At 49.1% G+C, this 25,643-nt stretch carries 20 protein-coding genes, 2 tRNA genes and 2 pseudogenes; 9 read left to right on the top strand and 15 right to left on the bottom strand.

Annotation, left to right across the window (positions count from 1 at the left end; translation table 11 throughout):
* Nucleotides 1-37: 37 nt before the first annotated feature.
* Genes Q4A84_RS08610 through mraZ form a run of 5 tightly spaced genes read right to left on the bottom strand, consistent with a single transcriptional unit; the run spans nucleotide 38 to nucleotide 5,076 of the window.
* Nucleotides 38-1,531, bottom strand: coding sequence for a UDP-N-acetylmuramoyl-L-alanyl-D-glutamate--2,6-diaminopimelate ligase (locus Q4A84_RS08610; RefSeq protein WP_303088519.1), 1,494 nt, complete (start codon nucleotides 1,529-1,531; stop codon nucleotides 38-40).
* A 36-nt stretch (nucleotides 1,532-1,567) separates the two neighbouring features.
* On the bottom strand, nucleotides 1,568-3,325 hold the full coding sequence (locus tag Q4A84_RS08605) for a penicillin-binding protein 2 (protein ID WP_303088518.1): 1,758 nt from the start codon (nucleotides 3,323-3,325) through the stop codon (nucleotides 1,568-1,570).
* A 25-nt stretch (nucleotides 3,326-3,350) separates the two neighbouring features.
* Nucleotides 3,351-3,611, bottom strand: coding sequence for a cell division protein FtsL (gene ftsL, locus Q4A84_RS08600; RefSeq protein ID WP_303088517.1), 261 nt, complete (start codon nucleotides 3,609-3,611; stop codon nucleotides 3,351-3,353).
* Between the two features lie 44 nt (nucleotides 3,612-3,655).
* Entirely contained in the window at nucleotides 3,656-4,624 is a 969-nt protein-coding gene (gene rsmH / locus Q4A84_RS08595) for a 16S rRNA (cytosine(1402)-N(4))-methyltransferase RsmH (protein ID WP_303088516.1), read from the bottom strand.
* Nucleotides 4,621-5,076, bottom strand: a complete 456-nt coding sequence (gene mraZ / locus Q4A84_RS08590; RefSeq protein WP_303088515.1) for a division/cell wall cluster transcriptional repressor MraZ — start codon at nucleotides 5,074-5,076, stop codon at nucleotides 4,621-4,623. The genes rsmH and mraZ overlap by 4 nt, the downstream gene beginning before the upstream one ends.
* A 329-nt stretch (nucleotides 5,077-5,405) precedes the next feature.
* Here mraZ and Q4A84_RS08585 point away from each other — a divergent pair, with 329 nt between their 5' ends.
* The 3 genes from Q4A84_RS08585 to Q4A84_RS08575 all read left to right on the top strand — a co-directional run bounded on the left by Q4A84_RS08585 (nucleotide 5,406) and on the right by Q4A84_RS08575 (nucleotide 6,856).
* Nucleotides 5,406-6,560, top strand: coding sequence for a class I SAM-dependent methyltransferase (locus Q4A84_RS08585; protein WP_303088514.1), 1,155 nt, complete (start codon nucleotides 5,406-5,408; stop codon nucleotides 6,558-6,560).
* A gap of 138 nt (nucleotides 6,561-6,698) precedes the next feature.
* Nucleotides 6,699-6,775, top strand: a tRNA-Met gene (locus Q4A84_RS08580).
* Nucleotides 6,776-6,780: 5 nt separating this feature from the next.
* A tRNA-Ala gene (locus Q4A84_RS08575) sits at nucleotides 6,781-6,856 on the top strand.
* A gap of 292 nt (nucleotides 6,857-7,148) precedes the next feature.
* On the opposite strand, the pseudogene metG reads toward Q4A84_RS08575, so the two are convergent.
* From metG to Q4A84_RS08560, 3 genes and pseudogenes are all read right to left on the bottom strand, one after another.
* Nucleotides 7,149-9,224 (bottom strand): annotated as a pseudogene (gene metG / locus Q4A84_RS08570) (methionine--tRNA ligase); the annotation flags it as partial.
* 246 nt (nucleotides 9,225-9,470) lie between these two features.
* Nucleotides 9,471-9,737 carry a chaperone modulator CbpM gene (locus Q4A84_RS08565; RefSeq protein ID WP_303088512.1) on the bottom strand — a complete coding sequence of 89 codons (267 nt, stop codon included), beginning with the start codon at nucleotides 9,735-9,737 and terminating at the stop codon, nucleotides 9,471-9,473.
* A 5-nt stretch (nucleotides 9,738-9,742) separates the two neighbouring features.
* Complete coding sequence (locus Q4A84_RS08560; protein ID WP_303088511.1) at nucleotides 9,743-10,711, bottom strand: DnaJ C-terminal domain-containing protein; 969 nt, start codon at nucleotides 10,709-10,711, stop codon at nucleotides 9,743-9,745.
* Between the two features lie 248 nt (nucleotides 10,712-10,959).
* On the opposite strand from Q4A84_RS08560, the gene Q4A84_RS08555 reads away from it, so the two are divergent.
* A complete protein-coding gene (locus Q4A84_RS08555) occupies nucleotides 10,960-12,135 on the top strand; it encodes a hypothetical protein (protein ID WP_303088510.1) in 1,176 nt (391 codons plus the stop codon).
* A gap of 175 nt (nucleotides 12,136-12,310) precedes the next feature.
* On the opposite strand, the gene Q4A84_RS08550 is transcribed toward Q4A84_RS08555, so the two are convergent.
* Nucleotides 12,311-12,814: a DUF1043 family protein gene (locus Q4A84_RS08550; RefSeq protein ID WP_303088509.1), complete on the bottom strand. Its 504-nt coding sequence runs from the start codon at nucleotides 12,812-12,814 to the stop codon at nucleotides 12,311-12,313.
* 305 nt (nucleotides 12,815-13,119) lie between these two features.
* On the opposite strand from Q4A84_RS08550, the gene Q4A84_RS08545 reads away from it, so the two are divergent.
* From Q4A84_RS08545 to Q4A84_RS08530, 4 genes are all read left to right on the top strand, one after another.
* Nucleotides 13,120-13,740 carry an HI_0552 family protein gene (locus tag Q4A84_RS08545; protein ID WP_303088508.1) on the top strand — a complete coding sequence of 207 codons (621 nt, stop codon included), beginning with the start codon at nucleotides 13,120-13,122 and terminating at the stop codon, nucleotides 13,738-13,740.
* A gap of 232 nt (nucleotides 13,741-13,972) precedes the next feature.
* On the top strand, nucleotides 13,973-15,817 hold the full coding sequence (locus tag Q4A84_RS08540) for an ABC transporter ATP-binding protein (protein WP_303088545.1): 1,845 nt from the start codon (nucleotides 13,973-13,975) through the stop codon (nucleotides 15,815-15,817).
* Nucleotides 15,818-16,301: 484 nt separating this feature from the next.
* Nucleotides 16,302-17,993 (top strand): DUF3616 domain-containing protein, encoded by a 1,692-nt coding sequence (locus Q4A84_RS08535; protein ID WP_303088544.1) that lies wholly within the window; start codon nucleotides 16,302-16,304, stop codon nucleotides 17,991-17,993.
* A 98-nt stretch (nucleotides 17,994-18,091) separates the two neighbouring features.
* The gene (locus tag Q4A84_RS08530; RefSeq protein ID WP_303088507.1) at nucleotides 18,092-19,078 is read left to right on the top strand and encodes a DUF3616 domain-containing protein; all 987 of its coding nucleotides are present in this window, start codon (nucleotides 18,092-18,094) and stop codon (nucleotides 19,076-19,078) included.
* 101 nt (nucleotides 19,079-19,179) lie between these two features.
* Here Q4A84_RS08530 and prmC read toward each other — a convergent pair whose 3' ends face one another.
* From prmC to Q4A84_RS08515, 3 genes are all read right to left on the bottom strand, one after another.
* Nucleotides 19,180-19,992 (bottom strand): peptide chain release factor N(5)-glutamine methyltransferase, encoded by an 813-nt coding sequence (gene prmC, locus Q4A84_RS08525; protein ID WP_303088506.1) that lies wholly within the window; start codon nucleotides 19,990-19,992, stop codon nucleotides 19,180-19,182.
* 61 nt (nucleotides 19,993-20,053) lie between these two features.
* Nucleotides 20,054-21,496: a magnesium transporter gene (gene mgtE / locus Q4A84_RS08520; protein WP_303088505.1), complete on the bottom strand. Its 1,443-nt coding sequence runs from the start codon at nucleotides 21,494-21,496 to the stop codon at nucleotides 20,054-20,056.
* 310 nt (nucleotides 21,497-21,806) lie between these two features.
* Nucleotides 21,807-22,331, bottom strand: coding sequence for an SRPBCC domain-containing protein (locus Q4A84_RS08515; protein ID WP_303088504.1), 525 nt, complete (start codon nucleotides 22,329-22,331; stop codon nucleotides 21,807-21,809).
* A 159-nt stretch (nucleotides 22,332-22,490) separates the two neighbouring features.
* Between Q4A84_RS08515 and Q4A84_RS08510 the strand changes: the two genes are divergently transcribed.
* The gene (locus tag Q4A84_RS08510) at nucleotides 22,491-23,402 is read left to right on the top strand and encodes a LysR family transcriptional regulator (protein WP_303088503.1); all 912 of its coding nucleotides are present in this window, start codon (nucleotides 22,491-22,493) and stop codon (nucleotides 23,400-23,402) included.
* A gap of 68 nt (nucleotides 23,403-23,470) precedes the next feature.
* Here the strand turns inward: Q4A84_RS08510 and Q4A84_RS08505 are convergent, their stop codons facing one another.
* The 3 genes and pseudogenes from Q4A84_RS08505 to Q4A84_RS08495 all read right to left on the bottom strand — a co-directional run.
* Nucleotides 23,471-24,601, bottom strand: coding sequence for a lipase (locus Q4A84_RS08505; RefSeq protein ID WP_303088502.1), 1,131 nt, complete (start codon nucleotides 24,599-24,601; stop codon nucleotides 23,471-23,473).
* Entirely contained in the window at nucleotides 24,598-25,242 is a 645-nt protein-coding gene (locus tag Q4A84_RS08500) for a hypothetical protein (protein WP_303088501.1), read from the bottom strand. Before Q4A84_RS08500 ends, Q4A84_RS08505 begins: the two co-directional genes overlap by 4 nt.
* A gap of 159 nt (nucleotides 25,243-25,401) precedes the next feature.
* Nucleotides 25,402-25,643: pseudogene (locus tag Q4A84_RS08495) on the bottom strand (hypothetical protein); the annotation flags it as partial.

The following is a 25,643-nucleotide window of genomic DNA, read 5'->3' as shown; positions in this document are numbered from 1 at the left end:
GGAGATTAACTAATTTTGATTCTGAGTGAAAAGCTATTTATCTTTGCAATAAAACCTCCTCGGCTACTTCAAAATCCGAAAAATGATGTTTTATGCCCTGTATGTCTTGATATGTTTCATGGCCTTTGCCGGCAATCAGAATAATGTCGTCGCTGGCGGCGTGTCGTATCGCGTACTCGATGGCTGCGCGGCGGTCGGCCTCAACGTGTTCTGGTGACGGTACGGCGGGCAGAATGTCGTTAATGATATCGAGAGGGTCTTCCATGCGCGGGTTGTCGCTGGTCACGATAACTTTATCTGAGTTGCGTACGGCAGCCGCCCCCATAAGCGGGCGTTTGCCTTTATCACGGTTGCCGCCGCAGCCGAATACGCACCAGAGGTTGGCGTTTTGAGGCTTGATTTCGCGCAAGGTGGCGAGCGCTTTCTCAAGCGCGTCGGGCGTGTGGGCGTAATCGATGACAATCAACGGTTTGCCCGGATTCATGATGCAATCCATGCGACCGGTGGCCGGTTTGATTTGAGTCAAAGCGTTTAAAACCTGTTCGAGCGGATAGCCGCTGGTACACAATACGCCAACACAAGCGGCCAGGTTTTGCGCGTTAAACCGACCCAATAGGCGGGTTGTGCATTGTCCGCTTCCCCAAGATGTGTGGAGCGTGATCTCCATGCCGTTTGAGGAAGCTGCGAAATGAGTAATCCGTATATCAGCCTGCTCGTTAAAACCATAGCCGTATACTGCGAGTTGAGGGCAGTCTTTTTTCAGACGACCTATTAGTTCCAAGCCGTATTGGTCGTCGGCATTGATGATGGCATGTTGCAAACCTTGCCAATAAAACAAGCGGGATTTGATGGCGCCATACGCTTCCATGGTGCCGTGATAATCGAGATGATCGCGGGTCAGATTGGTTAAGACGGCAGTTTGAAACGCTACGCCGTTAACTCTGAATTGATCCAACCCGTGACTGGATACTTCCATGGCAACGGCTGATGCGCCCTGTTGTTTGAACTGATGCAGTAGAGTTTGTACGGCAACGGGATCGGGCGTGGTATGAGTGGCTTCCTGCAAATTTCCCCAGAAACCGTTGCCGACGGTGCCGATAATGGCACAGGAGGTGGGATGCTCTAAAATATCTGCGGCTTGTGCCAGCCATTGTGTAATCGAGGTTTTGCCGTTGGTGCCGGTTACGCCCCATATGGTCAAATCATTGGAATGCCTGTCTGAAACATTGCCGTACACTTGTGCCGCCACTATGCCGGCGCAGAATTTCAAATCTTTGATGCCTTGATTGGCTATGTTCCACTCGGGGTTCCATGTAAATTGACCGTCATCATCCCAAAATACGAAAGACGCGCCGTTGGCAATCGCAGCGGGAATGTAAGCTCGGCCGTCAACATACTCGCCTTGGCAGGCGATGAAGATATCACCGGGTTGGATTTTACGGCTGTCCGAATGCAACAAACGCCCTGCTGCGTTTTCGCACAGCAGGGACGGCAGGTTGGTTTCAGCTGGAGGAATAAGGTCGCTGAACATATTGAATACTTCTCTTATCTGTTTAAATCATATGTTTCAATTTGATTTTTGGGCCACGTGGATGGTGGTTGTATTGGTTAGCTGTTTGGTCGGCGCCACACCCAGAATGTTCAGACTGCCCGACATAATGCCTTTGAATACAGGGCCTGCAACCGTGCCGCCGTAGTAGCCGTTTTTGCTCGGTTCATCTACGTTTACTGCTACGATGACACGCGGGTTTTCAGCGGGAGCAAAGCCGACGAAGGTAGCCATATGTTTATCATCCGCATAACGGCCGTTGACCAGTTTGCGTGCCGTACCGGTTTTTGCCGCAACATTATATCCTTCTACCGCGCCGGCTACGCCAGTGCCGCCCGGTTCGGTTACGGAGACCATGATTCTGCGTATGGTGCGTGCGGTTTCCGGTTTGATGACTTGCTCCCCTTTGGGTACAGTCAGTTGTTTTTCAAAATTAACCGGTAGCAGGCGGCCGTCTGCAGTAAAGATGGTATAGGCGCGCGCCAGTTGCAATAGGCTGACTTGCAAGCCGTAGCCAAAAGACATGGTTGCCTGGCTGAAAGGCTGCCAGCGTTTCCAGTTATGCAGAATGCCTGCGGTTTCTCCCGGGAAACCAGAATGCATGCGTTTACCGATGCCCGCGCTGCTATAAAAGTCATACATTTCTTGTGCGCCGAACATGGCAGACAGTTTGCTGGTGCCGACGTTGGAAGATTTTTGCATAATGCCGCGCAGATTTAATGTAGGATACACATGGGTATCGCGCACGATGTTGCCATTGATGGCATACGGGCGGGTATCGAATGAGGAGTTTTCGTTTACTTTTCCTGCATCAATGGCTTTGGCAATCGGGAACGGTTTCATAGCGGAGCCCGGTTCCAGCATGTCAGTCACGGCACGGTTGCGGCGCTGTTCGCTGCCGGCTTGGGCCGGTTGGTTGGGATCATAGGCAGGGCTGTTAACCAAAGCCAAAATTTCACCGGTTTTGGCATCCAAAACAACGGCACTGCCGGCTTTGGCATGGTGATATGCAACGGCTTTGTTCAGTTCGTCGTATGCGAGGGTTTGGATGCGTTGGTCGAGGGATAAGACGATGTCGTTGCCGTTTTTCGGTTCGCTGTTGCGCGGAGAAGCCAAACTGTCGACGATATTGCCTTTGTTGTCTCGCAAAACCACTTTTGCGCCGTTGATGCCGCGCAGTTCATCTTCACGGGAAAGCTCGAGCCCTTCCTGACCTTTGCCGTCAATATTGGTAAAACCGATAACATGGGCGAAAAGGTTGCCCATCGGATATTGCCGTTTGGATTCTTTCTGAAAGGCAAAGCCTTTGATGCCCAATGCTTCAATCTGCTTGGCCGTTTCGTGCGGCAATTGGCGCTTGATGTATACGAAATCTTTGTCTTTTTTCGCCAGTTTTGCTTCAACTTCGCTTTCGCTCATGCCGAGAAGACGCGCTAGTTTGGCCATCTGAGCTTGGCTGGGCATTTCGTCCATTGCGGAAGGTATGGCATACAGCGATTCGGTGGGCGCGCTTAAAGCAAGTGTGGCGCCGTTGCGGTCAGAAATCGTACCACGCGAGGCGTTTAACGCCACCGTGCGCACAAACCGACGATCCCCTTGATCTTTTAAAAAAGCATGTTCGCTGGTTTGCAGGTAGATTCCCCGGCCGACTAAGGCGGAGAATGCCACTGCCAAACCGCCGAGCACAAACAAAATCCGCCCGTTTGTGCCGATTGTTTTGGGCGCATTGGGCTGTTTGGCCAGCATTTTGGGTTTATATTCGTTTTTGATTAACATGCAACGGTTCTCTTTAACTGCTAAATTATTTCACTTCTACAATTTGGGTATCCCCTGATTCGGGCGGCCGCAGGTTTTGATTCTGCGCAGCTGCCTTAATCAGCTTGTGATTGGATAGTTTCGCCTGCTCGAATTTCAGGCGGGCATATTCCTGATCCAACGTTACTTTGTTTTTTTGCGCTTTATCCAGCGCGATAAAATACTGGCGCGACTGGTTTTGTACGGCTACTACAGATAAGCCCGATACCAAAGCAAGCAACAACAACAATATGTTCAACTTATTCATATCTTTTTTCAGACAGGCATTCGGCTAAACCGAAGCTGACTGCTTTATAGGTTGTCCGACTGGCTAAAAATGCCGCCTGTCCGCTCCGCTATCCGTAAAACCGCCGACCTTGAGCGCGGGTTCGATTCGATTTCCTCTTTCGAAGGCTTGATGGCTTTGCCTATTGCTTTTAGCGGTGGAAGAGGCAAATCAGCTTCGCGAATCGCAGCCCATTTGGGCAGTGGGGCGTGGGTTGAATGCTGTTTGATAAACTGTTTAACAATACGGTCTTCCAAGGAATGGAAAGCAATCACGGCCAGCCTGCCGCCTTTGTTCAGCTGCATTACCGCCTGCGGCAACACCGCTTCTATTTCTTCAAGCTCACGGTTGATGAAAATCCGAATGGCTTGGAACGTCCGCGTCGCCGGATCTTGACCGCGTTCACGAGTACGGACGGTTTGTGCCACGAGCTTCGCCAGCTTGCCGGTTGTATCAACGGGTTGTTCTTCGCGTTGCGAAACAATGGCGCGCGCAATCTGGCGACTAAACCGCTCTTCACCATAATTCTTAATCACCTCATGAATTTCGTTTTCATCGGCGCCGGCCAGCCATTGAGCCGCCGACAGGCCGCGTGTGGTATCCATCCGCATATCCAGCGGGGCATCGAAGCGGAAGCTGAAGCCGCGTGACGCATCGTCAATCTGAGGCGAGGAAATACCTAAATCAAACAAAGCGCCGTCTATTCCTGTTATACCCAGCTCTTTTAGGCTGGCGTGGAATGAAGCGAAACCGTTGTGTATGACACTTAGGCGGTTATCCTGCAGGGCTAAATCACGGGCCGCTGCAATGGCTTGCGGGTCTTTGTCGAACACAATCAGGCGACCGTTTGCGCCGAGTTTGGATAAAATCAAGCGGGAGTGCCCGCCCCGACCGAATGTGCCGTCTACATAGATTCCGTCCGAACGTATGAGCAATGCATCTACCGCTTCGTTTAACAATACGGTAATGTGCCGCCCTGTTGACGGGCTGGTCATAATTGCAGTTCCGTTTGAGCCAATTCCATTTCCAAATCTTCAGGATCGGCATCCAAAGCCTGATCCATTTCAGCTTCCCAATGTGCTCTGCCCCATAGCTCAAGGCGGTTGGCACGGCCGACCAAAGTCACTTCCTTATCGAAATCAACGCGCTTGCGCAGATTTGCAGGGAGAAGAATACGTCCGGCAGCATCCAATTCCAGAGTGTCCGCATTGTGTAAAAGCAGATTTTGGTAGCGCTGTAAAACCGGCTTTCCTGCGACGGGCAAAGCCAGAAGCTGGTTTGCAACACCTTCCCATACGCTTTCCGGATAAATCAGTATGCGGAGGCGCGAATCCAATGTGGCCACAACAGAAGGTGTATAGCGGCGCAGCAGACGCTCACGGAACTTGGCAGGAATTGCCAACCGTCCTTTGCTGTCTATGCTTAATTCATGAACGCCGCCAAACAAAATTTGTTACTCCAAAGTGGTATTGTTTAAGATTTGGGATTTAGGCACACTTTAATACATCCTGCCCCACATTTGCACACTATAAAAAAAAATCCTTTTAAGGTCAAACGCATGCTGTCTTAGAAAACAACCGTTTGCACAAGCACTTACCTTGAATTACTAAGATTATGCTTATTCTTACACCCCTTGTTTTGCCGAAAAACCCAATAGACATGGGCACATAGGCAGGAAATGGGTTTGAAAGCCCACCGTTGAAGCATTTGCATGCGATGATGCGATGCGCGGTATAATAAAGAAAACAACTTTATTTTTTTACATATTTTAACATTATGAAAACAACACTTCCGTCTCCTTCTGCCGAAGCTCTGGTTTCCAGTGAGAAGCTGCAAAGCCTTATTCGCCAAGAAATTGATGATAGCGGCGGTTGGATTCCGTTTTCCCGTTTTATGACGCTGGCGCTTTACGCGCCGCAATATGGCTATTACACGGGGGGCTCTCATAAAATCGGTGCGGCCGGCGATTTTGTTACCGCGCCGATGTTGACTCCGTTGTTCGGCCGTGCTTTGGCTAGGCAGTTCTCCCGCTTGCTGCCGCAAACTGCGGGCAATGTTTACGAATTTGGCGCGGGAACGGGCGATTTGGCTGCGTCTTTGCTGGCAAGCTGCCCTGAAATTCAGTTTTATTACATTATCGAGCTCTCTCCTGAATTGGCAGATCGCCAGCGAGCGTGCTTAGCCAGTCGGGTGCCGCAATATGTTCACAAGGTCGTCCATCTCGAGACTTTGCCGGAAGTTTTGGATGGTGTTGTTATAGGCAATGAAGTGCTGGATGCCATGCCTTGCGAACGAGTTGCCTACAGCAGCCAGCAGTATCAGCGGATAGGTGTTGCTGTTTCAGACAGGCATTTTGTTTTGGAACCCCGTGTGTTAAGAGATGAGAGTCTGTTGCAAGCCGCTATGCAATATATTCCGCCGCAAGAAGGGTATACCAGCGAACTGCATCCAGAGCAGCACGGTTTTGTTCGCACGCTCGGGCAAAAGCTGGAGCGCGGTGCTGTGATTCTGATCGACTATGGTTTTGATGCGGCTCAGTATTACCATCCGCAACGCAGCGACGGCACACTCATCGGCCATTACCGGCACCATACCGTGCACGATCCGTTTTTTCAGATAGGACTGGCCGATTTGACCGCCCACGTTAATTTCACCGATATTGCCCAAGCAGGTACCGAGGTGGGTTTGGATTTAATCGGTTATGCCAACCAAGCGGCGTTTTTATTGAATTTAGGTATTACCGAGCTTTTGGCCGAGCAATTTTCGCCCGAGCACACCGGCTCGCCGGAATACGTTCGAGAAGCGGCCGCTTTGCAGCAGCTTACTGCGCAGCATGAAATGGGCGAGTTATTCAAAGTGATTGCTTTCGGCAAGCAAATCGAAGTGGATTGGGCGGGTTTTACTTACGGTGATATTTGCCACAAATTGTGATGTGATATTGATATGCCTGTCTGAAAAATGGTTTTCAGACAGGCATTATTTTCAATAAAATCAAAATATAGAAAAATTTCAATCAAATATTGTTTGACAAATGCCGGGCAAACCGATAAATTACGCGGTCTCAAACAAGGCGAATTAGCTCAGTCGGTTAGAGCAGAGGAATCATAATCCTTGTGTCCGGGGTTCGAGTCCCTGATTCGCCACCATTCAAGGGGGTATAGCTCAGTTGGTAGAGCGCTTGCATGGCATGCAAGAGGTCAGCGGTTCGATCCCGCTTACCTCCACCAGATTAAAACAAAGAGCAGGTCGGAATATATTATTCCGACCTGCTCTTTGTTTCGGGGAAATCGAATCCGATTAATTTTTAAATGCGCAATAATCCCTACCAGACGAATCCGGCGCAAATCATTCCATTTTGGTGTATCCGGCTTAACTACCTTAAAAAGTATACGACCGAGGCTCTTGGTTTGCGTTTAAGCGTGCTTGCTATGCTGCCTTATATGAAAAAACTGCACCCACTCAGAAAGAGCAAATATGCTCAATCTGACGGGTGCAGTTTGTGTTTCAGACAGGCTTGGTTTAGCCGACTTTATCGCCCGGCTGCGCGCCTGAATCGACATCCAGCAATTTGAGTTTGCCGTCTGCGGTGGCGGCACTCAGTATCATGCCTTCGGAAGTGCCGAATTTGGCCATTTTGCGCGGTGCAAAGTTGGCAACGGCAATAACCATGCGGCCGTTTAGTTCGGCCGGATTGGGGTAGGAAGCGGCGATACCTGAGAAAATGGTTCGCTGCTCAAAACCGAAATCCAGCGAGAATTTCAATAGTTTGGTGCTGCCTTCCACTGCTTCGCAACTTAATACTTTAGCGACGCGCATATCGATTTTCATAAAATCATCAAAAGCGCATTGTTCGGCTACCGGCGTGTGTGTTGCGGTTTCGGCAGCGGCAGGTGCGGCGGCAATGCTTTGTTTGTTGGCTTCGATTAAGTCTTCCACTTGTTTTTGCTCCACTCGTTGCATTAAATGTTGGTACGGGTTGATGGTGTGATCGCCTAATGGGCGGCGGGTGTTTTCCCAGTTGATGGTGGGTAGGTTGAGGAATGCGGCGGCGCTGCGTGCCGTTTCAGGTAAAACGGGAGCAAGATAGGCTGTTAGCATGGCGAAGGCGTTGATAAGCTCGCTGCAAACCTCGTGCAGGCGTTCGTCTTGCCCTTCTTGTTTGGCTAGTTCCCAAGGTTTGTTGGCATCGACGTATTCGTTTACCGTATCGGCCAGCGCCATGATGTCGCGCAAGGCTTTGGCGTATTCGCGCGTTTCGTAATCGGCGGCAACGGCTTCGCTTTCTGCGGCCAGTTTCGCCAACAATGGGCTGTTGGAAACGTTTTTCAGACAGCCTTTGAACCGTTTGGTAATAAAACCGGCGGCACGGGCGGCGATATTCACGTATTTGCCGACCAAATCGCTGTTGACGCGGGAAATGAAATCTTGCAAATTCAAATCGATGTCTTCGATTTTGCTGTTGAGTTTGGCGGCGATGTAATAGCGCATCCATTCGGGGTTCAGGCCGCTGTCCAGATATGAGCGGGCTGTGATGAAAGTGCCGCGTGATTTAGACATTTTCTGGCCGTTAACGGTCAAAAAGCCGTGGGCGAATATGCCGGTGGGTGCTCGGTGGCCGGAGAATTGGAGCATGGCAGGCCAGAATAGGGCATGGAAATATAAGATGTCTTTGCCGATAAAGTGATACATCTCGGTTTCGCTGCCTGATTTGAAGTATTCGTTGTAATCCAACCCGATGCGGCTGCACAGGTTTTTAAACGAGGCCATGTAACCCACCGGCGCATCGAGCCAGACATAGAAGTATTTATTGGCTTCTCCGGGAATTTCAAAGCCGAAATAAGGGGCGTCGCGCGAGATATCCCAGTCAGACAGGGTGGTTTCGCCGTTGTCGCCGTTGCCCAGCCATTCATTCATTTTGTTAAGCGCTTCGGGTTGAAGATGGCTTTGAATGCGGCCGTCGGCCAGTTTGGTATGGCCGGACGTCCAGTTTTTGAGGTAATCCGCACATTCGCCCAGTTTGAAAAAGAAGTGTTCGGACGTTTTTAACACCGGAGTGGCGCCGGATACGGCGGAATAGGGCTTAATCAGCTCCGTGGGAGCGTAGGTGGTGCCGCATACTTCACAGTTGTCGCCGTATTGGTCGGCCGCGTGGCATTTGGGGCATTCGCCTTTAACAAAGCGGTCGGGCAGAAACATTTGTTTTTCGGGGTCGAAAAGTTGCTCGATGGTGCGGCTTTCGATTTTTCCATTGGCTTTTAAGGCCAGATAGATTTGCTCGGAAAGCTGTTTGTTTTCGGGTGAGTGCGTGCTGTAATAATTATCGTAGCCGATAAGGAAGCCGGTAAAGTCGGCCAAATGTTCGGCATGTACTTTCTCAATCAAATTTTCAGGCGACAGGTTTTGCTTCTGCGCCGCCAGCATAATCGGTGTACCGTGGGTATCGTCGGCGCAACAGTAATGACACTGGTGGCCGCGTAGTTTTTGAAAGCGCACCCAGATATCGGTTTGGATATGCTCGACCATATGGCCGAGGTGGATGCTGCCGTTGGCATAGGGTAGGGCGGATGTAACGAGGATTTTACGTTGGGTCATGGTTTGTGCTTTGAAAAAACTAAAGAATTGAAGAGTGAATTATAGCGTAAATCGGATAAACAAAGGCTGTCTGAAAATTTTCAGGCAGCCTTCAGCATTTCTTTATTATTTTCGATAGCTTTAACATCACTGTGTTCTTTAGTAAAAATAAGATGCCTGTCTGAACAAACTTTCAGACAGGCATCTTCTTAACAAACAGTATTATTTAATCAGATATACCATTGGCCGGTATATTCGTTTCCTTCATTTTTAGCCTTTGCGCAAATCTTCCAATTCGTCGAGCAAATCGAGAATTAGCGCAGTCGCAGCGGCGCTGGCGTTGAAGTCGCGGCTGATGCGGCGGGCGCGGCGGATGCGCGCCAATTGGAAGCCGCTAAAACTGGTTTCATGCGGGTTGCCGCTGATGCTGACAACTTCTTCTTCTATGATGCTGACGAGCCATTCTGTGTCGTTATCACAGGCATGTACGATTTCTTGGAAGCTTAAACGGATGTCTTGATCGTGTTCTTGGTTCATGATGTTTATCCTTTCGCTCCATAGTGTGACGCCAGATTTTGCCAGGCTGTTTTATCGGTTTCGCTTTCTGCTCGGGGCAATACTATTTGGATGGTTAGGTAGAGGTCGCCTGCTTCTTTGGCTGGAATGCCTTTGCCTTTGAGGCGTAGGTTTTGTCCGTTGCGGCTATTGGCGGGAATATTGATGTTTAACCGGCCTGCCGGGGTGCTGACTTCCATGCTACCTCCGATGGCTGCCGTCCACGGCATGACTTCGATGCGCTGATAAACGTTTTTTCTATCTTTCACATATAGGTTTTCGGATTCGCGGAAGCGGATTTTCAGATATAAATCGCCGTTTCCTCCTCCGTTAAAACCAGGCAGACCTTGGCCGCGCAAGCGGATTTGTTGGCCTTCGACGATGCCTTTGGGAATTTTGACATGCAAGGTTTTGTGCTCGTAGGTCATCTCGCCTTCGGGTGTGAGCGTGGGCATGTCGATGCTTAGGCTGCGGTCGCTGCCTTCGTAGGCGGCGGCAATGTCGATGCTCAATTCGGCATGTTGGTCTTCGCCTGGTATTGGGCCGGTGGGGCGTGAGGCTCTCTGTGTGCGGGCATGGCCGAAGGCGGAGAAGATGTCGTCAAACCGAAAATCACCGCTGCCGAAAGGTTGACCGTCGCCGAAGCGGCTGCTGTCAAAATCGTAATATTGATAGCCGCCCTGTTGATCAGGGTTGAAATCGAATCCGCCCGCCCCTGAGCCTTGCGCTTTGCCGGCAAACGGATTGGCCAGCATTTGGTCGTATTCGGCGCGCTTTTCCGGGTCTTTCAAAGTGTTGTAAGCCAGATTGATTTCGCTGGTTTTTTTGTCGGCATCGGGATCTTTGCTGACATCGGGATGGTATTGGCGTACCAATTTTCGGTAGGCTTTTTTAATGTCGTCTAGGGAAGCGTCTTTGGCAACGCCGAGTATTTCGTAATGGTTTTTTTCTGCCATAGTGGGCTTTCTGCGGAAGAAATGACGGGAAAGACAATAGCATATTTAGTTATATTGTGAAATATAATTATTAAAGGGAAAATTTGTTTTCTGAAAAATAATATTAAATATTCACTATCAAGACTTTGCATGACGTTAAATCATGGGGAAGCAAATTAAAACGCATTAATATTTAAATATCATTATTTTAATATAAAAGGATGGTATACTTTTTTTAAATAAGTATTTTTGATTTTGAGGAAGCTAGAATGGAAGAATTGATTAAGAAATTATCGTCTATGCCTATATTAGAAATTTTCCCTAAGTTAATAACGATGGTGATATCTATTGGTATTATATCAGGGACTGCAATTATATTTTATTATCTTCAATCAATTCAAGAAATTCGGTTAATATCTAATATACTTACCTCTCCAACTTTTGCATTGGCAATTATATTTTCGATATTTTTTATTCTTATATTTCTTTCATATGCTTCGCCTTATGCATTTTCTTTTTTATGGTATCATTCTAGGAAAGTTGATGGTGAAAAAATTAATCATATAAGGGCATTTTTAGATTTTATAAAATATCTCTCGAAGAATATTTTGTCATATTTAATAATTGTTCCTCAAATATTAACGATTATTTTGTTGTGTCTTAAAAACAAATATCAGACAAGCTGGATTTCAGACTATTGTTATTTCATCATTCTCATTATCTATATTCTTATTCCTCCTTCTTTTTTATTTTGGAGATGGACTTATAAAGAAGAAAGAAAATGCTTTGATGATTTACTGACTATTTTCTTGATCGTTTTTTTAATTAATATTTTCTATGGATTATTTCCGTTATTCCTTGCATCAAGGGAACTCTCTGAATATAGGCAATGGGGGATATATGCCTTATTGCAATTCGTTAATTTTATAAACATTTGTTTTTCTGTTTATTTTTTTAAATATTTTGAGAAAATGGAAACGCAGCAAAGATATTTATCCCTTATTCTGATACCTCTCTGCTTATTCATGACAATATTAGCTATTTCAAATATATCAATGCCACAGCTTTCATTAACAATCATTGGTTTTGTAGAATCATCTAATGATGCCCAATGGTATACGATTAATAAATCGTTTTTTGAAAAAAATGATCTACCAAAACAATACCTTCTAAATTTAAGGAATGATTTTACTAAAAGAAAAGATAAAGACTGTAAAGAGTATAGTTGCATGAAAAAGATAAGTACCCAAGATAATTGGTTTTACGGTTATATGGCTTGGAATCTAGGTGAAAAAAAATTGTTTTGCCCGCGAAGAAATCTGAATCCAAATCAAGATTTTGAAGAGCTTAAGAACAAAGGAGCTAAAAATATATGTATTCTAATTAGTGGAGATGAGATTCAGCCATTGGCAATTGATCCGGAACGAGACAAAATGTTTTTTTAAAAACATTTTAAGCTAAACGCTATTCTACAGTTTCTAATTTCATAGATTAAACAAGATGCCTGTCTGAAAATTTTCAGACAGGCATCTTGTTTTCATAAGATTTAATCTCAGCTGATGCTAGGGCTGGTAAAGTAATTTTTTACTTAATTAGGAATTTGTTTTGAGGATAAGTTTATTAAGTTTGAGAGGAGCCATTTGTTTTAGATATTTCATCGACCTGTGCTTCGCTTTCTTGCTCGGGTGTTTCGACAGGCTGCGTTTCTTGTTGGAGGGGTTCGGTTGTGGGAGCGGCTTCTTCGATAATATCTGCTTGAAGCTCGGTTTGCTCTAGTTCTGCGGCGTCGGCCAGGTAGGCTACGGTAACTGCTTTGTTACTGCGCAGGGTAAGTTGCTCTTGCAGGGCTTCTTTACCCATCAGGCTTTGGGCGCCGTTGCTTAGATGCTGCACCACTTTCTGATAGCTGCGGTTGAGCTCGTCGACCGCTTCGGCGGTGTCGACGAAATGGCGGTCGACTTGGCTGCGGTATTCGTTGAATTGTTGCGATAGTGCTTCGTTTTCACGTGTTTTTTCTTGAATGAGGGTTTTGTTGCCACGCATCGCCAGCCAAGTAAAAAGTATGCCCAATATCAAGCCGCCCAATGCGGCCAATGCGTAATGCGCCAAAAGAAGGGTATTCATGTTTGCTCCTTTTTGAATAAAATAGCCTTGCTCCATCTTACCAATGAAACGGGTATTGAAACAACCTTAATGCCTGTCTGAAAACGATGCTTTGCTGCTTAATCGATATGGAACGCAACCGCTTCGAGGATGTGAAGCGGAGAAGGAGTAGTTTCACGGGCTGATATTATTGAGAAATGCGATATATTTTGAGCATATGGAACTTATTAGCCCTCCGAAGAAAAGGCATCGCCCTGCGGAAATAAAACGGTTAATAATGGGGGAAATCCATTGTTCCAATCTAAAACGCGCCCTTGAGGTATGACATGCTGACTTCACAACATTGCGATGTATTTAACTTACCGTTTTTTCAGTTTGCTCAGTTGAAAAAATACCAACCGGAAAGCATTCCGCAGATTAAAGCGGATTACCAGGCGGCTTGGCGAGTATGGCAGCAAATGGTTTTGCAGGTTTCTGCGTTGTTGGGTGCGCCGTTTGATGCGCCGCATATCGAACGTTGGTGCAACGGCTGGCAAGTTCGTGCGCATTTTTTTGCGTTTTTCAAATATGCGGAACACGCACAATCGGCGCCGATTTTATCCTTGTTGCTCAACCGCCGTCGGCTGACTGTAAGCCTTGACTGGCATTGTTATAAAGCCGGCGTGTCGCCCATTGCGCTGCCGCAATACAATCAGTGGTTGAACGATTTGGATGCGGATAAATATGCCGATTTCGAGATATGGCACGGCGATGAGAGCGAATATGCGGATTATTTTAGCGTTGCGCAGACTTATGCTGCGGGCGGACTGACGCTGCGGGATGATGAAGATTTTTTCTGCATCGGTAAACATATTGAGCGGCAAACGCTGAATCAGGCCGACTGCGTAGCATGGACGGTGCAACAAATACGCGCTTTACAGCCGCTTTATGAAGCGTGTTTCCACTAAAACCAAGCCTGTCTGAACATGAGATTTTCAGACAGGCTTTTTTATTTTTGACAACAGGCTGCCTCGGGCTTTTGCTCTTTTGTGAATCGGCTCAGGAAAAACCGTCTTTCCTAGAATCAGGTTTATGCAAGTGCCTTTTTTCAGTAAAATTTCACTATTATTGGATTGGTTTGCCGAGGATGCGCGCCGTATGCCGTTTCTTTCTGTGAAACCGTATATTACGAAAGACATCATGATTCAGAAAATTTTCAACTGGTTTGAAAGCCGTATCGAACCTTATCCCGATACCGCCCCGAAAACGCCTGAAAAAGGCTTGTGGCGCTTTATCTGGAGCAGCATCGAAGGGATGCGCAAGTGGATTGTGATATTAGCGGTGTGTTCGGCCGGCATCGGCATCATGGAAGCGCTGCTGTTTCAGTTTATGGGTAAAGTGGTTGATTGGATTACCCGTTATACGCCGCAAAACCTGTTTGCCGAAAAAGGCTGGGCTTTGGCGGGCATGGGCTTGATGCTGCTGTTTTTTATTGCGTGGCGTTTTCTAACCGACAATGTGCGCCTGCAAACTTTGCAAGGCGTGTTTCCTATGCGCCTGCGCTGGAATTTCCATCGTTTGATGCTTGGCCAGTCGCTCAGTTTTTATCAAGACGAATTTGCCGGCCGCGTGTCGGCAAAAGTGATGCAAACCGCTTTGGCCATCCGCGAAACCGTGATGACACTGGCGGATATGGTGGTTTACGTGCTGGTGTATTTTTTAACCACCGGTGTGATTTTGGCCGCGCTCGACGGTTGGTTGCTGGTGCCTTTTCTGGGTTGGATTGTGTTGTTCGGTTTGACCATGCGGCTGCTGATTCCCCGGCTGGCCAAAACCGCGCAGCGCCAAGCCGACGCCCGCTCGCTGATGACCGGCCGCATTACCGATGCCTACTCCAACATCACAACGGTCAAACTGTTTTCGCATGGCGCGCGGGAAGCCCGTTATGCCAAAGAATCCATGCAGGAATTCATGCAAACCGTGCATGCCCAGATGCGGCTGGCGAGCTTGCTCGACTTTTGCTCGTTTGCCGTCAATGCCATGCTGGTTTTCTTCACTACGGCGCTGGGCATCTGGCTGTGGCTGAAAGGCCAAGTCGGCGTTGGGGCGGTTGCGGTGGCCACCACCATGGCTCTGCGGGTAAACGGCTTGTCGCAATATGTGATGTGGCAATCGGCCATGTTGTTTGAAAACATCGGCACGGTCAGCGACGGTATGAACACGCTTTCAAAACCGCAAACCATACTCGACAAGCCCGGTGCGCTGCCGCTGAACGTTACGGAAGGAAAAATCTGCTTCGAGCACGTTGATTTTTCTTATGAATCGGGCAAACCTTTGCTTAATGGCTTCAACCTGACCATCAAGCCCGGGGAAAAAGTGGGCCTAATCGGGCGCAGCGGCGCCGGAAAATCCACTATTGTGAATTTGCTGTTGCGCTTTTACGAGCCGCAAAGCGGAAAAATCTGCATCGACGGTCAAAACATCAATGACATCACCCAAGAGAGCTTGCGGGCGCAAATCGGTTTGGTTACCCAAGATACCAGCCTGTTGCACCGCTCCGTGCGCGACAACATTCTTTACGGCCGCCCTGAAGCAAGCGATGAGGAGATGATACAGGCGGCACAGCAGGCGGAAGCGGCCGATTTCATTCCTAACTTATACGATACCAAAGGACGGCGCGGTTATGATGCGCATGTGGGCGAGCGCGGCGTGAAACTTTCCGGCGGCCAGCGGCAGCGCATTGCCATCGCCCGCGTCATGTTGAAAGACGCGCCGATTTTATTGCTGGACGAAGCCACCAGCGCGTTGGATTCGGAAGTGGAAGCCGCCATTCAAGAGAGTCTGGATAAAATGATGGAAAACAAAACCGTGATTGCGATTGCACACCGGTTGTCGACCATTGCCGCGATGGATCGCCTGATTGTGTTGGATAAAGGCCGCATCGTAGAAGAAGGCAACCATGCCGAATTGTTGGCGAAAAACGGTTTGTATGCCAAATTATGGGCGCACCAAAGCGGCGGCTTTCTGGCCGAACATACAGATTAGATGCGCTCCCGAGTGCGGCTGCTGAAAATGCCTGTCTGAAAACATTCAGACAGGCATTTTGTTTGCAAGCACGCAGTTGACGCGGCTATAACAAACAGCAAAACGCCCGCCATAGCGTCTGAAGTCGAAACCGATTTTCGCCCGAATCGAATCATCTATTTTTTACCCTATTTTCATATTAAATGACTTTTGAAACTTTTCTTCCAAAGTAACAGTCCAAATTGCTTATAAATACAGCTTTAAATCATTTGAATACTAAGAAAAACAAATTCGAGGCCGTCCCGTTTGTTTTCTTTTAATACCACACACAGGAAAAATAATGACTTCAGAATCCGAAAACAACCCCCCTTTCGAAGAAACTCTTGCAGAATCAGGGAATCAGGATACGCCGCAGCCATCCGCTTCGCAGCATAGCGTGCCCATGCTCCAGCCTGAAATCGTGTTAACCGGCTTGCCGGATGAAGAAGGCGAGAATGAAGGCCTGATGCCCGCCGATTCGGCCGCCGCTGCCAATCCTGAAGAGCAGGCGGAAGAAAATAGCAATCAGCCATCAAAGAAAGGCAACAAAAAGAAGAAAAAGCAGAAAAAAAACACCGGCGCAAATTCAGCCGAAGCCACTACCCTCGGCCAATTAGGTACGGCTAAAGGCGTGGAAACCATGTTTCGCAATGCTTTTCGCACTGAGATGGAGCTTTTGGCGTTGGCAGCTACCAAAGCCAATATCATGATTTCCTTAAACGGATTTATTGTATCGGCATTGATGGTTTCCGGGGCGTTCATTTTTTCATCGTCGCCCGAATTTTTGATACCGGCCGGCATTTTTATGGTAACCGCCGCCGCTTCCATCGTGTTTGCACTGCTTTCGGCTTCGCCCGACCGAGTTGGTAAAATCAGCGCCGCATGGCAATGGCTGGGCGACTTTATCCGCCGGCGAGCCACCTTCAGCGATTTTAAAACACGCGTTAACCGCCCGGAAGGCCATTTTTTCGGTGAGTCGCCCAATATCTTGATTTATGAAGACAGGGTTAAAATTCCCAAAGAGCGTTTCTGGGAAATGATGCAGGACATCATGGCCGACCGCGAGCAGGTTTACCAGAAAATGAGCGACGAGCTTTATTGGCTCGGCTTGATGGCAAACAAGCAATTCAAATATCTGAACATGTCTTACCGCGCCTTCCGCTGGGGTTTGTTGGCTTCGGTGATTGCCTTTATCGGCGTGAAAACGCTGCCCGGCATCATTCCTTCGATGCAGGCCGAGCAGGAAGCGTCCAAGCTGCGTGATTTCGGCATTTACACCTTTAAGGGCGTTTACGAGCCTTCGGCCGTGCAACAACTGCCCGACGGCCGCTTGCTGGTGGTGGAAGACGAAGCAACCCGTGCCGCCAGCCTGCTGACTTTCGCTTCCGATGGCAGTTTGAAAGAAGATGAAGCTGTGGATGCGCGCATCATCCGCGGTTTGAAGCGCAAGCTGAGTGATCTGGAAGGGCTGACCCGCGACAAAGACGGCTATATTTATGCGATTACTTCCCATGCCCGCAACCGCCAAGGCCAGCGCCGGCCCGACCGCGAGCATATGCTGCGTTTTAAAATTCAAGGCAACGACGTGCGTGATTTGAGCTCGTTCGACGAATTGACCGACGTGCTGGAAAAATCGGAAAAATTGCAGGCGCTGATTAAGGAAAAAATCGGCACCGGTCTGGAATTTAAAAACATCAATATCGAGGGCTTGGCCTACGACCCGATTAAAAACCGACTGATGCTGGGTTTCCGCGACCCTGAATTCAACAATTATTCGCTTGTCGCATCGATTGACAATCAGAAAGACGTATTTGAGCAGAAGGCGGAGCCGAACTTTGTCGAGGTGGCGTTCATCGACATCAAAGGCGGCGGCATTCGTTCGATGAATTACGATCCGGTGCTGAAAACGTTTGTGCTGACCAATGAAGTGAAAGATGACGACGGCAGCAAATTTTCCCAGCTCTGGACTTGGAGCGGCAATCCCAAAGATGCGCCCAAACCTGTCGAACTGCCGAACCTGCGCCATATGACTAACGTTGAAGCCGTCGATTCGGTAATGGTTAACGGCCAGCCGCGCATGGTGTTGATGAGCGACGAAGGCGATGCCACTAAGAAGCTTTCCGCCAAATACATGCTGGTGGATTATAACGATTTGTAAGCCCGTGCCGCCAAACCGGACGAACCGTCGGCAGCATCCAGTTTGTCTTTCAGACAGGCATGATGCCTGAGGTCTCTTGCGATTAACGAGGAAGTATTATGTTTATCATACGAAAAATTCTGGCTTGGGCGGCCATACCCATTGCGATGGCCGCCGCTTTTGCGCTGGCTGCGCCGTATGGCGAAGATCGGTATGTTTATCACGAACTGGCGGGAATTTACGAACCTTCCGCCGTGCAACAACTGCCCGACGGCCGCCTGCTGGTGGTGGAAGACGAGGCTGCCCACGCGTTGAGCCTGCTTAGCGTCAAGCCCGACCGAACCTTGAAAACAGATGAAGAAGCCAGTAAAACCCTGATGCAGAGCCTTAACGGCAAACTGGATGATTTGGAAGCCTTGGCCATGGATAAAGAAGGTTATATCTATGCCGCCACTTCCTACGCGACGCTGAAAGACGGCCGCCGCCTGCCTGAGCGGGAGCGGTTGGTGCGCTTTAAAATTCGGGGCAACCGCGCGCGCGATATGAAAGATGCGGTCAACTTAAAAGCCGCCTTGCTGAAAGCTGAATCGGTGCAAAAAGCCATTATGAATAAAACCGGGCAGCGGGTGGATTTCAACCGGCTGAATATCGAAGGCATGGCTTACGATACTAAGCAGGAGCGGCTGTTACTGGGTTTGCGCGAGCCTTTGGCGGATAAATATTCCATTGTAATTTCCATCAATAATCCGAAAGCATTGTTCGAGCATCGAGCCGCACCGGTGTTCGGCGAAGTGGCTTTGTTGGATTTAGCCGGCGGGGGCATCCGTTCGCTGGATTATCTGGCCGCCTCCGAGACTTATCTGATTGCCAACGAAACGGACAGCCAGAAACATCAAAAACCGCGCGCCCGCTTGTGGCTGTGGGATGGTAAGCCGCAGGCGGCGGCACGTCCGTTTGAGTTCAGCGGTTCAGATGAGATGAAAAACGCGGAAGCGGCCGGCGCCATCCAGATAAGCGGTCAATCGTATCTTTTGGTGATGTCGGATGTCGGCAAGGCGAAAAAGAAGAAGCCTTCGCGTTACGTTATCGAAGATTTCAAACCTTAAAATAAAAGCCGAGCGAGTTTGCACAGATGCCTGTCTGAAACAGATTTTCAGACAGGCATTTTATGATTTTGGCACAAGACAATATTGGATGGGCAGTGATGTTAAGGCGTACGGCCCAGCGTGATGCGGTCGAGCCCGGCCAAATCCGGCAAAGTATGCACTTGCAAAAAACCGGCTTGCTGAAAAATGGCGCGGGCGGCGGCGCCTTGGTTGAAACCGTGCTCGACCAAAAGCCAGCTTTGCGGTTTGAGACGGTCGGCCGCACCGGCAGCAAGCGTGCGGATGCAGGTTAAGCCGTCGGCAAAATCGGTTAAGGCGGTTTGCGGCTCGAAGCGCAAGTCGCCTTCCGCCAAATGGGCGTCGCCGGCTTCGATATAAGGCGGATTGGAAACGATAATATCGTAGCTGTGTTTTTCAGACAGGCTATCGGCCTCAAACCATGAACCGCAGCTAAAACCAACCGCAGCGCCTAAAGCGCGGGCATTATTTTGCGCAACGGCCAGGGCGGCCGCGCTGATGTCGCTGGCGTACACCGCCGCATCCGGCCTCTCCAGCGCCACCGTAACGGCGATGGCGCCGCTGCCGCAGCCTAAATCCCACACTTTGCCTCCCTGCGGCAAGCGTGCCAAGACGGCGTCGACCAGATGTTCGGTTTCTGGGCGGGGAATCAGCGTGGCCGGGGTAACGCTGAAGCGGCGGCCGTAAAATTCGCGCCAGCCCAGAATATAGGCCAGCGGTTCGCCGGCGGCGCGGCGGGCGGTTTGACTTTGCAATTCGGCAAGCTGCGTTTCAGACAAGCTTTCGTTATCTCGCGTAATCAGTTGGGCGCGGCTGTAGCCGGTTACCGCTTGAGCCAGCATGCGCGCTTCGTGTTTGGGTAATGCGGTTTGGCGGAGGAAATCTTTGAGCGTCATGGGTTTCAGACAGGCTTTCTATATTTCGGGCATGCGGTTTGTTGGCAAGGAAAACGTATGTTTAATTCAGTAGGAAAATCGTTGCCAAGCCGAGGAAAATCAAGAAGCCGCCGGAATCGGTAACGGCGGTAATCAATACCGAGCTGCCTAAGGCCGGGTCGCGGCCGGCTTTTTCCAACACCACCGGAATCAATACGCCTACGATGGCGGCCAGCAATAGATTCAGCGTCATGGCGGCCACCATAACCAAACCGATGCCCATGCTGTGATAAAGCACCCATGAGACGGCGCCCATCACGCTGCCCCAAATCACGCCGTTAACCAGCGCCACACCGATTTCTTTTTTCAACAGCCGCCACGCCTGCTGGTTGGTTATCTGGCCGACGGCCATCGCACGCACAATCATGGTGATGGTTTGGTTGCCCGAGTTGCCGCCGATACCGGCCACAATCGGCATCAGCGCCGCCAGTGCGACAATTTTTGAAATGGAACCTTCAAATGCGCCAATCACGCGGCTGGCAACGAAAGCAGTGCACAGGTTGATGGCCAGCCAAGCCCAACGGTTTTTCACCGAATCCCATACCGGCGCAAACAAATCCTCTTCTTCTTGCAAACCGGCCATGTTCAGCATGTCGGCTTCTGATTCTTCACGAATCACGTCGACCATATCGTCGATGGTAATGCGGCCGACGAGTTTTTTGTTTTCATCAATCACGGGCGCGGTAATCAAGTCGTAACGCTCGAACGCTTGGGCAGCTTCTTCCACGTCGTCGGTCGGCTTGAAGCGAACGACGTCTTTGGCCATCACGTTTTCCACCGTTTCTTCCGGGTCGGAAACCAACAGTTTGCGAATCGGCAAAACGCCGATTAACACATCGTTTTCGTCCACCACGAAGATTTTGTCGGTATGGGGGGGCAGGCTGTCGAAACGGCGCAGGTAACGCAGCACCACTTCGCAGGCCACGTCGGCGCGCACGCTGACTTGTTCGAAGTCCATAATGGCGCCGACTTGGTCGTCTTCATACGATAAGGCGGCCTGCACTTGAGCGCGCTCTTCCGCATCACGCGTTTGCAAGGCTTCGGCGATAACGTGTTGCGGCAGGTCTTCCGCCAACTCGGCCAGATCGTCGGCATCCAAATCTTCCACTGCCGCCAGCAATTCGTCCTTATCCATCGTTTCGATAAGGGTTTCGCGCACGGCATCGGATACTTCCAACAAAACGTCGCCGTCGTCTTCAGGCTCGGCCAGTTTCCAAACGATTACCCGCTCTTTGGGCGGCAAGGATTCCAGCACAACGGCTACGTCGGCCGGGTGCAAGTCGCGCAGAATGCCGGTTAGCTCGGTCAGCTTTTGGTTCAGCTCGGGGTCGGATAGGGAGGCGTGTTCGTCAATCTGGCTGTAGGCCGGCATCAACGCTTCGGCCAAATGATGGATATGGCCGATATCGAGCGGCTGGCGTTCGAGTGTTTCAACAGCTTCTTCAGGTTGATTTTCGGTGCTCATAAATACTCCGCCCGCCTAGGCGCGCGGGGCGTATCGAGACGGGAATTACAGGTTAGGCAAATGTGATTTTGGTGATGAACTGGGACTGTCCATGATGGTTGCCTGCATCCTCTGCGCAGGACTTGGAGTGAAAAACGGGGCGTATTCTAACACAGGAGACGGGTTTCTGAACAAACCGTGTGATTTTGCTTCGGAGATAGGATAAGGAAAAGCCTATCTGAAAATGTTTTCAGACAGGCATTGGCCGTATTTGTGGGAAAACGACCTAACTTTCTTTATAGGGGGAAAGGGTTTTGCGGCCGGTCGATAATCAAAACGGCGTACGATTTTGCGCGCTGTGTACCAAACCGTTAAGCCAAGCCTGATGGCCGTTAATCATCGGATTGGGCGTGGCTTTGGCCAGTGCTTGCGCAGGTTTGCCGATTTGGGATTCCTGAGTCAGGATGCGCACTCGGTTGCCGGGCAAATCTTGCAGCAGCCAAGCATGATAAACATCACAAAAATCATCGCCTTCGCCGAATACGCCGCGCCAAGCGAGCCGAGCCGGATTGCCACCTTCGGCGGGCCGGTATTCCAATACTTCGGATTCAACATGAAAACCGAACGTATCGAAAACAAATTGCGCGCCGGCAAAAAGCCTACTGTCGCTGCTGTCGCCCACCACAATGTTCGAAGCATTTTCATAATAAACGGGCCATGCTTTGGTATCGTTTAAATAAGGCCATACATCGGCTACGCTCAAGCCTTTAACGATGACTTCATTGGAAGCGAAATTATCGGTTTCTCCCGGGGTATATTGCTCGGGCCAAATGATGGCGGGTTGTTGATTGCTCATTTTAAATTCCTTAGATAGATGAAAGAGTAGCGTTAGATAACGCGATGGCAGGATTATCGTCTTTCAGCAGAAATTTGTGAAACAGATAAAAATGATATAAATTATAAAAAATATGAATATCTTTTATTTATCATTTGGTTAATAAAGAAGGAAAATACCATGCCCCCATTGAGGCTGCTGGATTTAAATCTGCTCAAAGCGCTGGATGCCTTGATAGACGAGCAAAGCGTGAGCCGCGCGGCGGAAAAACTCTCGGTTACCCAATCCGCAATGAGCGGCATGTTGGCAAGATTGCGCGAATGTTTCGGAGAGCCGCTGTTTGTGCGCGGGCAATACGGCATGATGCCGACGGCGCGTACCTTGGCCTTGCAAAAGCCATTAAAACAAATACTGGCCGATATTCATCATTTATGGCAGCCGCCGGAATTTGATCCGGCCGAAGCGGATATGACGTTTTACCTCGGCGCAACCGATGCAACTTTTCACAGCATCGCAGCTCCGTTTCTGGCCGTAGTAAAACGTTATGCACCGAACATTAGAATCGCCTTATTGCCGCTTGGTTCTTCGGAAGCCGTATCGTTGCAACTGGGTAAAGGCGAATTGGACGTGGCACTGGTTACGCCGAACGAGCGTTTCGCCGATTTCCGCACACGCCGCTTGTATGACGAGCGTTATGTTTGCGTGATGCGCGCGGATCATCCGCTGGCAGGCCGCTTGGATTTAGACCGCTTTTGCGAGGCGGATCACGCACTGGTGTCTTATCAGGGCGAACCTTTCAACGGCCTGATCGACGATATGCTGGCTAAATCTGGCAGACGCCGGCGCGTCAGCCTCTCGGTAAGCAGCTTTCTCATTCTGCCTGACATTCTGCGGTCCGGCGACTGGATTGCCACGGTTCCCGAGCGCTTGGTATGGGATAGCCCCGGGCTTTTCCGATGCGCGCCGCCGCTGGAAGTACCCGGATTCAGTAAATTGATGGTATGGCATGAACGCACGCACCATAGCGCCGGCCACCAATGGCTACGGCAACAATTATGGCAAAGCGCAGAAATGAAGCGGCAGCACATGTGAAGATTCAAATGCCTGTCTGAAAATGTTTTCAGACAGGCATTTGACGGGTTTGAGGCTAACGATCCCAATCAGATTTTCATTACCGGCGCATTTTGCTGCCGCAGTTGCTCTTGTTCTCGGTCGAAAGCCAAAGCTGCATTGCGGGCGTCTTGTTGTAGCTGCTGGCCAACCTGCGAATCCATCAGGCTATCCAAAGCGGCGAAACGGTGATCGTCATCATCCGACAACAGCGCGGCAAAGCCGTAATCGGTAAATTCCTGACCCGAAGCATTTTTAGGCAGCGGCTGCGTAATATCCTGCGTTAACGGCGGCAGGTTTTTTTCAGCCGGCTCGCCCGGGCGCCGCTCGGGGCTGAAGAAATCAACCACATTCTTAGGCGAGATGCCCAAAATACTGATGCCGATGCGGGTATGCTCGACACCCGAACGGTAAGCATCAATCTGCACTTTGTTATCCTCAGCCAGCTTGCGCGCATTCGGATCGGATAAGATGGAATGGGGGCCGGTAAAATTGCTAATCGAATGGGCGGAAAAAGCAGAAGTAACTGCCGTGCCAACCGTATTATGCGGCAACAGCGCATTGGCAACTTTACTGTTGGTATAGCCCGCGCTAGTCAACATCAGAAGATCGCTTTTATCCGCCAGTGTTACCACCTTGCCGTAATGCGGGCTGGCGGCCGATACGGCATCGGTGGCTTTCACATAATTGATGACTTTATCGCCGCCTCTAGGCAGGCGGCCGAGGCTGGCAGCGCCGTAGGCATTAAAGGTGATGCCTTCCTGGTTGAAATAATGGGCGCTGATTTGGGCGAGTGTACCGCCGAGGGAGTGGCCTGTGTGGGTAAAGGTGAGTTTGGGTAAATCAGGATTATTTTGCTGAATCTCTGTTACTTTCTCCATGGCCTTGCGAGTTAATATGATTGCATCATCGGCTTGCAGGTTGTAACGGCTGGAAACCATAACGCCATCTACCGCACCATCGCGAATAGATTGTGTTCCTCGATGGGCAACAATAATTTCATTGGTTTTAACATCTTGATAAACCGCACCGTAATAGCCTGTTTTATCATTATTATGAACAGCTAAAACTTTATATTCATGTCCACCAATTTTAATTGTATCGTCACCAGTGGTTTCCTTACGCGGATTATAAGCATCTGCTGCAAGATCCGCACATTTTTGGGCATTTGGCTTACTCATGATTTAATCTCCTCAAGTGAAACCGTTATAGTAAACAAATTTTTCTGGTTTTTTGCGCTAAAATCATCAATTGAACCACTACCAAAATCTGTGTAGTCATACTGACGAGTAATAGGAAAAGGATAACGGTCTTTAAGATAATATTTAGTCAGCGCTTTTTTCTCTGTCAGATGTTCCATCAAATCACTGACATTAAATGTCGTTTCCTCTGGCTTGCCTGTTGCTTTAAACGAAGTACCGAAACCATCTGGCTGCCATTGACACACCCCTTGTCCAAAATAATTTTCATCTTGCATTGCATCAAAGTAAACAACCGTTTCATACTCATTCTGCCCAATTTGATGCAGCTTAGTTGAAATACGCTTTGTTGGTTCGGTAGATGCTCCTTCAAATTTATTGATAATATATGAACAGTTTCTAGCCATGTATCGGATAGTCATATCCTGCATTAATTTCAATGGCCCGGGCGCATCGTTGATTTTGATTTTAATCCGATAGGCCTGCTTGGGATGGGGATTTAGCTGAAAGCGCTTTTCCGTTTGCTCTTGGATACTACTCATACCATTCTCCGGCTCGCTGCAAGCACTCAAATTTGCGGCGCATAATAAGGATAAAGTTAATAGGGAAACAATGCGTTTCATAAAGCACCTTTTCTTTATGAATGGATAATTAAGCTGTCTGAACAACATTCAAACGGCTTAATTATAAACTCACTCGGGAAACAGCCAACCTGCCTTTTGCAGACGGCTTTATGTTTTGACGGGCGACTGTTGCGGCATATTGCTGAGTGCTGGGTCTAGTCATTTTGTAAGCCCCTCAAGAGAAATAGTGATAGTAAATAAATTTTTCTGATTTTTAGCACTGAAATCATTAATAGAATCAGAACCAAATTCGGTATAACCAATTGCCTGTTCTGGAATTCCTTCAATTCCGTCATTTTGCAGGGAAATAGAACCGTCATCCTTCCGAGAATAAGGATAACGAGCCTTCCAATAATATTTAGTCAGTGTCTTTTTCTCTATCAAATCTTCCATAACATCAC

It is taken from the genome of Neisseria sp. (assembly GCF_030527965.1).
Lineage (GTDB): Bacteria > Pseudomonadota > Gammaproteobacteria > Burkholderiales > Neisseriaceae > Neisseria.
Note: the sequence above shows the minus strand (reverse complement) of the source record. Positions and strands in the feature narration are given on the sequence as shown.